12 protein-coding genes and 1 riboswitch are annotated in these 12,243 nt (G+C 62.7%); of the genes, 7 read left to right on the top strand and 5 right to left on the bottom strand.

The window, feature by feature from the left end; translation table 11 throughout:
* Nucleotides 1–30: 30 nt before the first annotated feature.
* A complete protein-coding gene (gene phoU / locus NKH33_RS16700) occupies nt 31–756 on the top strand; it encodes a phosphate signaling complex protein PhoU (protein ID WP_023677346.1) in 726 nt (241 codons plus the stop codon).
* Nucleotides 757–872: 116 nt separating this feature from the next.
* Entirely contained in the window at nt 873–1,880 is a 1,008-nt protein-coding gene (locus NKH33_RS16695) for a magnesium and cobalt transport protein CorA (protein WP_023677347.1), read from the top strand.
* Nucleotides 1,881–2,038: 158 nt separating this feature from the next.
* Here NKH33_RS16695 and NKH33_RS16690 read toward each other — a convergent pair whose 3' ends face one another.
* Nucleotides 2,039–2,563 (bottom strand): GcrA family cell cycle regulator, encoded by a 525-nt coding sequence (locus NKH33_RS16690; protein WP_023677348.1) that lies wholly within the window; start codon nt 2,561–2,563, stop codon nt 2,039–2,041.
* A 355-nt stretch (nt 2,564–2,918) separates the two neighbouring features.
* Between NKH33_RS16690 and NKH33_RS16685 the strand changes: the two genes are divergently transcribed.
* The 3 genes from NKH33_RS16685 (at nt 2,919) to NKH33_RS16675 (ending at nt 6,217) form a co-directional block, all read left to right on the top strand.
* Nucleotides 2,919–4,118 (top strand): aspartate aminotransferase family protein, encoded by a 1,200-nt coding sequence (locus NKH33_RS16685; protein ID WP_352470110.1) that lies wholly within the window; start codon nt 2,919–2,921, stop codon nt 4,116–4,118.
* Nucleotides 4,119–4,132: 14 nt separating this feature from the next.
* Nucleotides 4,133–5,044 carry an ornithine carbamoyltransferase gene (gene argF / locus NKH33_RS16680; protein ID WP_352470112.1) on the top strand — a complete coding sequence of 304 codons (912 nt, stop codon included), beginning with the start codon at nt 4,133–4,135 and terminating at the stop codon, nt 5,042–5,044.
* 162 nt (nt 5,045–5,206) lie between these two features.
* Nucleotides 5,207–6,217, top strand: a complete 1,011-nt coding sequence (locus NKH33_RS16675) for an Hsp33 family molecular chaperone (RefSeq protein ID WP_352501705.1) — start codon at nt 5,207–5,209, stop codon at nt 6,215–6,217.
* Between the two features lie 6 nt (nt 6,218–6,223).
* Here NKH33_RS16675 and apaG read toward each other — a convergent pair whose 3' ends face one another.
* On the bottom strand, nt 6,224–6,616 hold the full coding sequence (gene apaG, locus NKH33_RS16670) for a Co2+/Mg2+ efflux facilitator ApaG/CorD (protein WP_352470114.1): 393 nt from the start codon (nt 6,614–6,616) through the stop codon (nt 6,224–6,226).
* Nucleotides 6,617–6,843: 227 nt separating this feature from the next.
* Here apaG and NKH33_RS16665 point away from each other — a divergent pair, with 227 nt between their 5' ends.
* On the top strand, nt 6,844–7,995 hold the full coding sequence (locus NKH33_RS16665) for a ceramide glucosyltransferase (RefSeq protein ID WP_352541306.1): 1,152 nt from the start codon (nt 6,844–6,846) through the stop codon (nt 7,993–7,995).
* Between the two features lie 37 nt (nt 7,996–8,032).
* Here NKH33_RS16665 and NKH33_RS16660 read toward each other — a convergent pair whose 3' ends face one another.
* Complete coding sequence (locus NKH33_RS16660) at nt 8,033–9,223, bottom strand: O-succinylhomoserine sulfhydrylase (RefSeq protein WP_352541307.1); 1,191 nt, start codon at nt 9,221–9,223, stop codon at nt 8,033–8,035.
* Nucleotides 9,224–9,293: 70 nt separating this feature from the next.
* Nucleotides 9,294–9,371: riboswitch (SAM riboswitch) on the bottom strand.
* A gap of 135 nt (nt 9,372–9,506) precedes the next feature.
* Here NKH33_RS16660 and NKH33_RS16655 point away from each other — a divergent pair.
* Nucleotides 9,507–10,601, top strand: coding sequence for a 2'-deoxycytidine 5'-triphosphate deaminase (locus NKH33_RS16655; protein ID WP_352541308.1), 1,095 nt, complete (start codon nt 9,507–9,509; stop codon nt 10,599–10,601).
* Nucleotides 10,602–10,618: 17 nt separating this feature from the next.
* Here NKH33_RS16655 and NKH33_RS16650 read toward each other — a convergent pair whose 3' ends face one another.
* Both NKH33_RS16650 and araD1 read right to left on the bottom strand, forming a co-directional pair.
* Nucleotides 10,619–11,071 carry a hypothetical protein gene (locus tag NKH33_RS16650; protein ID WP_352920649.1) on the bottom strand — a complete coding sequence of 151 codons (453 nt, stop codon included), beginning with the start codon at nt 11,069–11,071 and terminating at the stop codon, nt 10,619–10,621.
* A 27-nt stretch (nt 11,072–11,098) separates the two neighbouring features.
* Nucleotides 11,099–12,091 carry an AraD1 family protein gene (gene araD1, locus NKH33_RS16645; protein ID WP_352920647.1) on the bottom strand — a complete coding sequence of 331 codons (993 nt, stop codon included), beginning with the start codon at nt 12,089–12,091 and terminating at the stop codon, nt 11,099–11,101.
* Between the last annotated feature and the right edge of the window lie 152 nt (nt 12,092–12,243).

Below are 12,243 nucleotides of genomic sequence, written 5' to 3'. Positions count from 1 at the left end.
ACCACGAGATCCCGGGAAGGCATTTCGTCCATGCAGTCCGTGCATATCGTCAGCGCCTATGACGAGGAGCTGAAATATCTGTCGAAGCGCATCGCGGCGATGGGCGGGCATGCCGAGCGCATGGTCGAGCAGGCCGTCGCGGCGCTGGTCAATGCTGATCCGGGGCTTGCCCAGAAAGTCATTCGGGACGACCTGGTTCTGGATGAGGGACAGCGCGAGATCGACGACAAGGCGATCATCATCATCGCCAAACGCCAGCCGATGGCGACGGATCTGCGCGAAATCGTCGGCGCGATCCGCATCTCGGCTGACCTCGAACGGGTAGGCGACCTCGGCAAGAACGTCGCCAAGCGGGTGGTTGCCGTCGCAGACGGGCGCCAGCCGAACAGTCTGTTCCGCGGCCTCGAGGCTTTGGCCAATCTGGCACTGACCCAGCTCAAGGAAGTACTCGACGTCTATGCGTCGCGGTCGGTGGAGAAAATCGGTTTCGTGCGCGACCGCGACGACCAGATCGACGCCATGTACACCTCTCTGTTTCGCGAATTGCTGACCTACATGATGGAAGACCCACGCAACATCACCCCCTGCACACATCTCCTGTTTTGCGCCAAGAACATCGAGCGCATCGGCGACCACGCCACCAACATCGCCGAGACGATCTACTATATCGTCACCGGCGATCAGATGCCGGCCGATCGTCCGAAGGGCGATAAGACGGACAAGATTATTCTTCCCGCAACCCAACCAGCGAAGTGAGTTCTCTCAGCACTGATGCGAATTTCGGATTCGCCACCCGACAGAAAATTGCGCTAAGCTTTCGACGCGCCGACTTCTCAGTTCCGCGATGAAGGCCCCGCCTTCAGGAGGCTGCGATGGAATATGTCCGCGAGTTTGCTCCTGCGCCGCCGATGTCGGGTATAATCGCTTGCGGCGTCTATACGGCTGGGCGGCGCATCGCCGACATTCCGATCGAGGAAGCCGGCGAATGGGCCGGGAAGCCGGGCCACGTGGTCTGGATCGGACTGCTGGAGCCCGACCGCAATTTGTTGCTGCGCGTCCAGGCGCAATTCCATCTGCATGAGCTGGCGATCGAGGACGCCGAGCATCCGCACCAGCGACCGAAGATCGAGCAATATGGTGATGCCCTGTTCATCGTTGCCCGCACGGCGCAGCTGATCGACAGCCGCGTCACCTTCGGCGAGACGCATCTGTTCGTCGGCGCGGGCTACATCGTCAGCGTCAGGCATGGCCCGTCGACCTCCTACGCCGCCGTTCGCCAGCATTGGGAAAGCTGCCCGCATTCCCTTGCCAAGGGCGAGGATTTCGTCCTCTACGCCATTCTCGATTTCATCGTCGACAACTATATGCCGGTGCTTGAGCAGATCGAAAACGAGGTCGAGGCGATCGAGGACAAGGTTCTGCTGAAACCGATGACCGGCTCCGATATCGAACGGCTTTACATGCTGCGCCGCGATCTCTTGCGCCTGCGTAATGCGGCCCTGCCGCTGGTGGAGGTCTGCCGGCGGCTCACCAGCGCCGATCTGCCGCAAATCCACACAGCCATGCACCCGCTGTTTCGCGACGTCACCGACCACATCCGCACTGTCCAGGAAAAGATCGACAGCCTGCGTGAGGTTCTCGCCTTCGCCTTCGAGGCGAGCCTTCTGGTCGGTCAAAGCCAGGAGACGGCGATCTCCAAGAAGCTTGCCTCATGGGCCGCAATCTTGGCCGTGCCGACGGCATTCGCCGGCATTTACGGCATGAATTTCAGCGACATGCCGGAACTGAGGATGGAATATGGCTACCCGGCCGTCCTGGCGGCAATTGCCCTGATCTGCACGTTTCTTTACTGGCGGTTTCGCAAGAATGGGTGGCTTTGAAGCGAGGGCAGTAGGGCAGTAGGGCAGTAGGGCAGTAGGGCAGTAGGGCAGTAGGGCAGTAGGGCAGTAGGGCAGTAGGGCAGTAGGCTATCGCTTCGGGAGCGCGCTTCTCTACAATTCACCTACTGCCGTACTGCCTTACTCCCCTATTCCCCTAACTATCTGCTCCGCCGCCGCTCCGATGCCGGCTGGAACGCCACGCGGGCGTGGTACTTGCAGTAGGGGCCGGTTTCGGCGGCGTCGTTGCCGCAGAAATGGAAGTCTTCCGAAAGCGGATCGCCGTTCGGCCATTTGCAAGTGCGCTCGTTGAGTTCGACAAGTTGCAGATGCCGCGAGATCGGCACGACGACGTTCTCGACCGGGCGGATATAGTGGCGCGCCACCGGTTCGGCATCGAACTGCGCCTTGAGCGCGGTCGCACCGATCGACATCGAGGTGGTGGCATGGCGCGTGGCGCTTGCTGCCCGGGACACCGATTTCTGGATCGTCGATCCCTGCACCGTCTTCTTCTGGCGTGCCGGTGAGGCGGTCGTGCGTCCGCGACCGGACAGTTTCAGCCGGTGCACTTTGCCGATGACCGCATTGCGGCTGACCCCGCCAAGCTGTGCGGCGATCTGGCTGGCGCTGAGGCCCTCCGACCACAATTTTCTGAGAAGTTCGACTCGCTCGTCAGTCCAGTTCATGAGACCGCGCTCCTGCTGAAACGTGCGGCAATCGGAATCCATTCCCGACCCGGCTTCTGCCGGGCAGACACCACATATATCGGGTGATTAGGTCCGCCGCACGAAATCTAGTTATTTCTCTGCTACAATTACCTTATGCGCTGACTCGGTGACAAGAGTCCCAAGGCCAACACGAATCGGTTTTTTCGGTTTTCCCCAACTTGCCCGGTCGCTTAGGAGCCGGCGTTATGCTGGGGGGCTTGCCGCGCGACCTTGCGCGACCTTTTCGTTGACTTCACGGCCGAAAAACACGATAAGCCACAAGGGCCGCCGCTTTGGCGGCTTTTTGATTTTTCCGGTTCCGGAGACGCATATAATGAGCGGTTCGGCGCTTTTCGAGACCTTTGTTCGCGCACCCCTGGCTTTCGACCACGGTGAAGGCACCTGGCTGGTCACCGACAAGGGCGAGCGATATCTCGATTTCGCCGGCGGCATCGCCGTGAATTCGTTGGGCTACAGCCATCCGCATCTGGTCGCGGCCCTCACCGAGCAGGCCGCCAAGCTCTGGCACGTCTCTAATCTGTACGAGATTCCGGGACAGAGCCGGCTCGGTGAGCGGCTGGCCGACGCAAGCTTTGCCGACAAGGTGTTCTTCACCAATTCCGGCGCAGAGGCGCTCGAATGCGCCATCAAGACGGCGCGGCGCTACCACTTCGTCAAGGGCCATCCCGAGCGCTACCGCACAATCACCTTCGAAGGCGCCTTCCACGGCCGCACCCTGGCGACCATCGCCGCCGGCGGGCAGTACAAGTATCTGGAAGGTTTCGGCCCCAAGGTCGACGGCTTCGACCAGGTCGGTTTCGACGATGTGGATGCCACCGAGAAGGCGATCACGCCTGAAACCGCGGCGATCCTGATCGAGCCGGTGCAAGGCGAGGGCGGCATCAGGCAAGTGCCGACGCAATCGCTGAAGCGGCTCAGGCAGCTCTGCGATCAGCACGGACTGCTCCTGATTTTCGACGAGGTCCAATGCGGCGTCGGCCGCACCGGAAAGCTGTTCGCGCATGAGTGGGCGGGTGTCACCCCCGACCTCATGGCGGTGGCCAAAGGCATCGGCGGCGGCTTCCCGATGGGTGCCTGCCTCGCCACCGACGAGGCAGCGGTCGGCATGACCGCCGGCGTGCACGGCACCACCTTCGGCGGCAATCCGCTGGCAATGGCGGTCGGCAACGCCGTGCTCGACGTGGTACTGGAAGACGGCTTTCTCGAAGACGTCCAGCGCAAGGCACTGCTGTTGAAGCAGGGGCTCGCTGGCGTCGCCGACGAATTTCCGGATGTTATCGAAAGCATCAGGGGCACCGGCCTGATGCTCGGGCTTAAATGCGCGATGCCCAACACCAAGGTCACGGTGGCACTGCGTGACCAGCATCTCTTGACGGTTCCGGCCGGCGACAACGTTATCCGCCTGCTGCCGCCTCTCACCGTCACCGACGCCGAGATCCACGAAGCGCTCGAGCGCATTCGTGCCGGCGCCAAGAGCCTGGCAGATGCCATCGTCGCTGCCGCTGCGAAGTAATCCTGGAATTCCTGATGTCCCTTCGCCATTTCACCGATCTTTCCGCCGTTTCCGAAGGCGATCTGCGCTTCATGCTCGACGACGCAGCGGTGCGAAAGGCAAGGCTCAAGGCCGGCGAACGCAGCAAGCCGCTCGAAGGCAAGGTGCTGGCGATGATCTTCGACAAGCCGTCGACGCGCACGCGCGTGTCGTTCGACGTCGGTATGCGGCAGTTGGGTGGCGAGACGATCATGCTGACCGGCACCGAGATGCAGCTTGGCCGCTCGGAGACCATTGCCGACACGGCCAAGGTGCTGTCGCGCTACGTCGATGCCATCATGATCCGCACCACCTCGCATGACCGGCTGCTGGAACTGATGGAAAACGCTACGGTCCCCGTCATTAACGGGCTGACCGACGAGACCCATCCCTGCCAGCTGATGGCCGACATCATGACCTTCGAAGAGCACCGCGGTCCGGTGGCCGGTAAAACGATCGCCTGGACCGGCGACGGCAACAACGTGCTGCATTCGCTGCTGGAGGCATCCGCGCGGTTCCATTTCAAGCTGAATGTCGCCGTGCCCGAGGGCAGCGAACCGGCCCAGAAGCATGTCGACTGGTCGAAAGCCAATGGCGGCAAGCTGAAATTCACCCGTTCGCCCGAGGAGGCCGTTCACGAGGCCGACTGCATCGTCACCGACTGCTGGGTGTCGATGGGCCAGGAGCACCGTGCCCGCGGCCACAATGTCTTCCTGCCCTATCAGGTCAATGCGGCACTGATGGCGAAAGCCAAGCCGGATGCGCTGTTCATGCACTGTCTGCCGGCGCATCGCGGTGAGGAGGTTACCGACGAGGTCATCGACGGACCGCATTCGGTGGTGTTCGATGAGGCCGAGAACCGGCTCCATGCCCAGAAGGCGGTCCTGGCCTGGTGCCTGGGCGCTTGATACGAGCCGCGGTGATCCGGGCCGGCCTGATCTGCGCCGCCTTGATCTGGGCCGCCTTGATCCGGGAGTTGGTGGTGCCTATCTCAGGCGCATCACGCAAATCGAGCGCGTCTCGTCGCATGCGCCCCGGAGGGCGGCATCGCCGCGCCCCGGAGCTTTGTCATGTTGGAAACTCATCAATTGGCTGAACATAAACCCAAGCTCGGCGAATTCGGCTACGCCGGCGACGACCATGTCGTGCCGTTCGAGGTCGGCCCGCTCGACGTGCGCGGTCGCACCGTCCAGCTCGGGCCGATGCTCGATGCTATTCTCAGCCGCCACGACTATCCCGAGCCGGTCGCCCGGCTCCTGGCTGAAGCCTGTGTGTTGACGGTATTGCTCGGAACTTCGCTGAAGTTCGAGGGCAAGTTCATTCTGCAGACCCGCACCGACGGGCCGGTCGACATGCTGGTCGCGGATTTCTCCACGCCGCACGCGCTGCGCGCTTATGCCCGCTTCGATGCCGACCGGCTGCAGGCTTTGACTTCTGCCGGCGAGACGTCACCGCAGACGCTGCTCGGCAGCGGCGTCCTGGCGCTGACCATCGACCAGGGCGCTCACACACAACGCTACCAGGGCATCGTCCAGCTCGACGGCGTCACACTGGAAGATGCCGCACGCACTTATTTCCGCCAGTCTGAGCAGATTCCGACCGACCTCCGGCTTTCGGTTGCCAAGCTTCTGACGCCCGGCGTCGGCGGTGCCCGCGAGCAATGGCGGGCCGGTGGCCTGCTGGCACAATTCCTGCCGCAATCGGCGGAGCGCATGCGCGTACCCGACCTTCCAGGTGGCGACGGCGATCCGCGTGAGGAAATCCACGACCCGACCGACAATTCCTGGCAGGAGCTGCTGGCGCTGCTTGGTACTATTGAACCGACCGAGCTGATCGATCCGACGATCGGTGCCGAACGGCTGCTTTACCGGCTTTTCCACGAGCATGGCGTCCGCGTGTTCGGCGGGGTGCCGGTCGCCGACCAGTGCTCATGCTCAAGGGAGAAGATCCACGGCATCCTTGAAGGCTTTTCCGCCGAGGAGATCAGGGACAGCACCGAGGATGGCAGCATTCACGTCGCCTGCGAATTCTGCTCGAAGCAATATGACTTCGACCCGGCGGAGTTTGCAGCGGCCGGATGACGGCCGTCAATTGACGGTGCGCCGCATTCCCGGCAAGTCGAGCGAGAAGGCGGGGATGGCGACGTCGAACGTCTCGCCCCGCCTGTTGCGCATGGTGTAGTGCCCGACCATGATGCCGGATGGCGTCGAGAGCGGGCATCCAGACGTATACTGATAGCTGTCGCCGGGGTTGAGTCCGGGTTGCTCGCCGACGACCCCGGGGCCGCGCACTTCCTCGACCTTGCCGGTGCCGTCGGTAATGTGCCAGTAGCGCGACAGAAGCTGCACGAACTCATCCGACTGATTGTCGATGGTCACCTGATATCCCCAGACATAGCGGTTTTGCGGCGGGTCGGAGTGATCCTCCAGATAGAACGGCCTGACCTGCACTTCGATGTTGCGGGTGACGGCACTGTACATAAACTGCTCCAAAGCAATGTAGATGGAACTTTCGACGCTCAGCGCAGTTTGATCAACGATGCGCGTCATCTCCTTGCCCGACTCGAGCGCAGGTGCCGAAAAACAATGTCATTTAAGTGACACATGACAATGATGGTGTGCAGGCTTGTGCCGGGCGACTCAGCGTTCTGTCGAATTGTTGAAAACGGCCGTCATGCGGCCGGCACTTCTGGAGTGACCAGATCTCGATGGAACCGACATTCGCAGCCGCCCTCCTTTCCATAGCCCTCCTTCTTTCAAATCTCGCCAGCATCCTGTTAGCTTCGCTGAAGCTGAAGCGACCAGCCAGGATCGCACCGCCCGCCAACGCGCCGCCGGTATCGATCGTCATCCCGGCACGCGGCGTCGAGCCGTTTGCCGAAGAGACGCTGGAGCGCGCCTTCTCACTCGACTGGCCGCGCTACGAACTCATCTTCTGTGTCGCCCATGCCGACGACCCGGTGGTCAAGCCGATCACCGCAGCAATGGCGCGCTTTCCAGCTATTCGCGCCCGCCTTCTAGTCGGTGACGACCGCATCAGCGGCAATCCAAAACTCAACAATTGCGTGAAGGGTTGGGAGGCGGGGCGTTATCGCTGGGTCATCCTTGCCGATTCCAATGTGCTTATGCCGAGCGACTACGTCCAGCAGCTGATGGCGGCATGGCGGCACGACACCGGCCTCGTCTGCTCGACGCCGATCGGCTCGCGGCCGGACGGCTTCTGGGGGGAGGTCGAATGCGCCTTTCTCAACACGCTGCAGGCACGCTGGCAGTACGCCGGAGAGGCGCTCGGCCTCGGCTTCGCGCAGGGCAAGAGCATGTTGTGGAACAAGCCGATGCTCGACGCCAATGGCGGCATCCGCGCGCTTGCCGCCGAGATCGCCGAGGACGCGGCCGCGACCAAGCTGGTCAACGGGCTCGGACTGCGGGTCAATCTTGTCGCCTCGCCCTTCGAACAGCCGCTCGGCCGGCGCACGCTTGGCGAGATCTGGTCGCGGCAGGCGCGCTGGGCGCGGCTGCGCCGCGTCACCTTCGCGCTGTTCTTCGCCCCCGAGATCCTGATCGGCGCGGCGCCGCCGCTGGTGTTTGCGCTGATCGCGGCGGCTGACGCCGGCGTCAGCCTGCCGGCAACCGCCATCGCCGTGCTGGTCGCGGCCTACCTGCCGGAATGCGCCTTGGCCTCGGCCAAGGGATGGCACCTGTCGCCGCGCACGATCCCGGCGATGATGGCGCGAGACCTGATGCTTCCCGCCATTTGGGCGCGCGGATGGCTGAGCGGCGCCGTCGACTGGCGCGGCAACGTGATGACTATCCAGACAAAGACCGTCGCGGAGCTGGAAGAGACCCCGTCCGGCGCCTGATCGGGCGCGTTCCCGCTCGCCTCTGTTCGGCCAGCCCTTATCCGGCAACTCTCAGTGCCTGCTCGATGTCTTCGAGCAGGTCGTCGGCGTCCTCAAGGCCAACTGACAGCCTGAGCGTTCCCGGTCCGATGCCGAGCTCGGCGCGGGCCTCATCGGTCAAGTTCTTGTGCGTCGTCGTCGCCGGATGGGTGATCAGGCTCTTGGCGTCGCCGAGATTGTTGGAAATGAGCACGACGTCGAGTGCGTTCTGGAAGGCAAAGGCCGCCTGCTTGCCGCCCTTCACATCCATGCAGATCAGCGTCGAGCCACCCGACATCTGCCTCTTGACCACGGCCGCTTGCGGGTGGTCGGCACGGCCGGGATAGATGACACGGGCGATTTGCGGGCGCTCGGCCAGGAAATCCGCGATGCGGCCGGCACTTTCCGTCTGCTGGCGTACGCGTAGCGGCAGCGTCTCCAGGCCTTTCAGCAGCGTCCAGGCATTGAAGGGCGAGAGGCTTGGGCCGGTGTGGCGGAAATAGTCATGCAGGTTCTCGTCGATCCATTTCTTGTCCGACAGAACGATGCCGCCAAGACAGCGCCCCTGGCCGTCAATATGCTTCGTGGCCGAATAGACGACGATGTGGGCGCCGAGCTGCAGGGGTTTCTGCTGCAAGGGCGTGGCGAACACATTGTCGACGATCAGCCTGGCGCCGATCGCATTGGCAAGTGCCGCGACGGCGGCAATGTCGATCACTTCCAGCGTAGGATTGGTCGGGCTTTCCAGGAAGAACAGTTTGGTGTTTGGCTTGACCGCCTTTTCCCAATTGGCGATGTCGGTGCCGTCGACCAGCGTTGCCTCAATGCCGTATTTCGGCGCCAGCGTCTCGACCACCCAGCGGCAGGAGCCGAACAGCGCGCGCGCCGCCACGATATGGTCGCCCGCCTTGGCGCTGCACAGCAGTGCTGCCGTCACCGCCGCCATGCCGGATGCCGTGGCGCGCGCGTCTTCGGCTCCTTCCAGCGCGCACATGCGTTTTTCAAACATGTCGACCGTCGGATTGGCATAGCGCGAATAGATGAAGCCCGGCTCCTCGCCCTTGAAGCGGGCCTCCGCCGCTTGCGCCGTCTCGTAGACATAGCCTTGGGTGAGATACATCGCCTCGGAGGTCTCGCCGAAGCCGGAACGCAGCGTTCCGGCATGCACGAGTGCGGTCTGAGGCTTCCAGTCGCGCTTCTTGGTCATCATTCCATCCAAACACCAAAATTGGTCCAAACAACAAAAAACCGGTCGCGAAAGTCGCAACCGGTCCATATGGCCTTGCGGCCCGACGGTCCTTTAGCGACTTGTTTAACGTGGCTGCAAGCCGACCGGCCAAATCACCACGGGATAACGAGCTTTAGACCCGCGCCACGCTTGCGTCAATTGCCGGCATGATTAAGAGGGTTGTACCAAGCAGGTGCCAAACGCGTCCACGGTCGGACCTGCGACAGAACAAGACCTCGCCCGGCGTTCGAACGGAGCCAGACCCTTGCGGCAGACAGGCATTCTTCCCGATCAGGATATTTCCGCGCTGTTCCAGACGGGCGCGCTGAAATCGCCGCGCACGCTCGATGCCGATCAGATCCAGCCGGCCAGCCTTGACCTCAGGCTCGGCGACAAGGCCTGGCGGGTGCGTGCTTCCTTCTTGCCCGGCCCGGACCACAGGGTTGTCGACAAGCTCGACCGGCTGAAGCTGCACGAGATCAACCTCGCCGAAGGTGCCGTGCTGGAAACCGGCTGCGTCTACATCGTGCCGCTGCTCGAGAGCCTGGCGCTGCCCGCCCATATTTCCGCCTCCGCCAACCCGAAAAGCTCGACCGGACGGCTCGATATCTTCACCCGGGTAATGACCGACCGTGGCCACGAGTTCGACAAGATCGCCGCCGGCTATGAAGGCCCGCTCTATCTGGAGGTCAGCCCGCGCACTTTCCCGATTGTCGTGCGGACCGGCTCGCGGCTGTCGCAGGTCAGGTTCCGCACCGGCAATGCGCTCTTGTCGGAAAACGAGCTGCACGAGTTGCACCACGCCGAAATGTTGGTCGCCACCGAACCACCCAACATCTCAGGCGGCGGCATCGCGCTGTCGATCGACCTCGACGGCGACAAGGATGGGCTTGTCGGCTATCGCGGCAAGCACCACACCGGCCTGGTCGACGTCGACAAGCGCGCCGCGCAGGATGTCGTCGATTTCTGGGAGCCGCTCTACAAGAGCGGTGCCGGCGAGCTGGTGCTCGATCCGGACGAATTCTATATTCTGGTGTCGCGCGAGGCGGTGCATGTGCCGCCGCTCTACGCGGCCGAAATGACGCCCTTCGATCCGCTGGTCGGCGAGTTCCGCGTCCATTATGCCGGTTTCTTCGACCCGGGTTTCGGCCATTCGGCGTCGGGCGGCACCGGCAGCCGGGCGGTGCTCGAGGTACGCAGCCACGAAGTGCCGTTCATCCTCGACCACGGCCAGATCGTCGGACGGCTGGTCTACGAGCACATGCTGAAACGGCCGCAGGCGCTCTACGGCACTGATCTCGGCTCGAATTATCAGGCACAGGGCCTGAAACTGTCCAAGCATTTCCGCGCCGCCCGCTGAGCTTGTTCGCAATTCCGTCAGCCGCGAAACAGATATTCTTTCGCGGCGCCAAGGCAGCCATGAAACTGACCGATAAAGAGCAGTTCTCGCACTGCCAATCGCTTCTTCCCCCAAAATCCTCTGGTTTGCTTCTCGTCGTCAAGTGAGGCGCTTGAGCTGGACTGCAAGGGGAACAACTGCTTGTCGATACATCCCAGCACATGGGCTCTGGCGGAGTCGACACCGCAGGCTCTGCCATTGTCGTTCAGTCTGTCAGCGCGGAGTGCGGACGTCATGCGATCCGCGTTGCGCATCAGAAAGCTCACTTGCGATTTCGAATAGCCGGTGGCCAGAAGCCGGTTAGTCATCAACATCCGGGCCTCGCGATAGGATTTTGCGCTGCATTGTCCGGCGCTGTAAGCCGCTGGGGAGAAATAGGCGAGGAACAGGACTAAACTTACGAACACAGTGCCAATCCGCAGGCCGTTCATTTCTCGCCCCTGAATTATGTCACCAGTTTACAACGCCTTCACCACCACCTTCACCGGCTGCTCGATTTCAAGCGGGTTGCGCAAAGGCAGGCCGAAATCCTGCGCCTCGATTTCGAATACGTCGCCGGCCTCGGTCCTGATGCCGTCGGCGAAGGACAGCGTCGCCGTGCCGAACATGTGCACATGCACGTCGCCCGGCTGGCGGAAGGCCGAGTATTTGAAGTGGTGATGCTCGAGATTGCCAATGGTGTGCGACATGTTCGCCTCGCCCGACAGGAACGGCTTTTCCCAAAGCAGCTTGCCGTCGCGCAGGATGCGTGAAGCGCCGCGGATATCGGACGGCAGATCGCCGATCAGGATCTCCGGCCCGAACGAAGCGTTGCGCAGCTTGGAATGGGCAAGGAAGAGATAGTTCACACGCTCGGTGACATGGTCGGAAAACTCGTTAGACAGCGTGAAGCCGACGCGGAACGGGGCGCCGTCGTCGCCGATCACATAGATACCGGCGATTTCCGGCTCCTCGCCGGCATCCTGGGCGAAGGCCGGCGACATAAGCGCCGCCCCGGGCGCCACCGCCATGGTGCCGTTGCCCTTGTAGAACCATTCCGGCTGCACGCCGATCTGGCCCTTCGCCGGCTTGCCGCCCTCAAGCCCCATGCGGAACATCTTCATGGAATCGGTCAGCTGTTCCTCGCCGTCCGTGCTGAGCTTCTTGTGCATGGAATCGCGGGTCGCGGCGGAGCCGAGATGCGTCAGCCCGGTGCCGGTGAGATGGAGATGCGCCGGATCGGGATGGTTGATCGGCGACAGCAGCCGGCCCTTCTTGTAGGCAGCGTCGAGGTCGACGGTTTCGCCGAAGCCCTTGCGCTCGATCAGGGCGACAAGCCCGCTGCCGGTACGCGCGGCTTCCATCGCCAGCGAATAGACGCTGCGGGCGCCGTTGATGACGCGGGTCTTGCCGCCGTTGCGGGCAACGACGCGGATCGTCTCGGCGTCGTCGAGGATTTGTGAGATCAGCATGGTAACCCTCTCTGAATTGTGGGCTGGCCTGCCCTTTCTCGGCAAACCCTACCCTGCGCGGCCCGGACCCTGTCCGCGCCTCGGTTGAAATTCTTCGTCCGGATTGCGCTCGCGGATCAGGTCCCTCGGGGGACTTCTTTGCGCCGCCCGGC

Source organism: Mesorhizobium sp. M1182, assembly GCF_040318335.1.
In the GTDB taxonomy this organism is placed as follows: domain Bacteria; phylum Pseudomonadota; class Alphaproteobacteria; order Rhizobiales; family Rhizobiaceae; genus Mesorhizobium.
The sequence above is the reverse complement of the archived record's forward strand: the minus strand, read 5'-3'. Positions and strand labels throughout refer to the sequence as shown.

Bases quoted from the DNA above. Each gene is read 5' to 3' on its own strand.
- argF (WP_352470112.1), top strand. From the start codon at position 4,133: ATGTCCCTTCGCCATTTCACCGATCTTTCCGCCGTTTCCGAAGGCGAT.
- NKH33_RS16660 (WP_352541307.1), bottom strand. From the start codon at position 9,223: ATGATGACCAAGAAGCGCGACTGGAAGCCTCAGACCGCACTCGTGCAT.
- apaG (WP_352470114.1), bottom strand. From the start codon at position 6,616: ATGTACAGTGCCGTCACCCGCAACATCGAAGTGCAGGTCAGGCCGTTC.
- NKH33_RS16685 (WP_352470110.1), top strand. From the start codon at position 2,919: ATGAGCGGTTCGGCGCTTTTCGAGACCTTTGTTCGCGCACCCCTGGCT.
- araD1 (WP_352920647.1), bottom strand. From the start codon at position 12,091: ATGCTGATCTCACAAATCCTCGACGACGCCGAGACGATCCGCGTCGTT.
- NKH33_RS16675 (WP_352501705.1), top strand. From the start codon at position 5,207: ATGTTGGAAACTCATCAATTGGCTGAACATAAACCCAAGCTCGGCGAA.
- phoU (WP_023677346.1), top strand. From the start codon at position 31: ATGCAGTCCGTGCATATCGTCAGCGCCTATGACGAGGAGCTGAAATAT.
- NKH33_RS16650 (WP_352920649.1), bottom strand. From the start codon at position 11,071: ATGAACGGCCTGCGGATTGGCACTGTGTTCGTAAGTTTAGTCCTGTTC.
- NKH33_RS16690 (WP_023677348.1), bottom strand. From the start codon at position 2,563: ATGAACTGGACTGACGAGCGAGTCGAACTTCTCAGAAAATTGTGGTCG.
- NKH33_RS16665 (WP_352541306.1), top strand. From the start codon at position 6,844: ATGGAACCGACATTCGCAGCCGCCCTCCTTTCCATAGCCCTCCTTCTT.
- NKH33_RS16695 (WP_023677347.1), top strand. From the start codon at position 873: ATGGAATATGTCCGCGAGTTTGCTCCTGCGCCGCCGATGTCGGGTATA.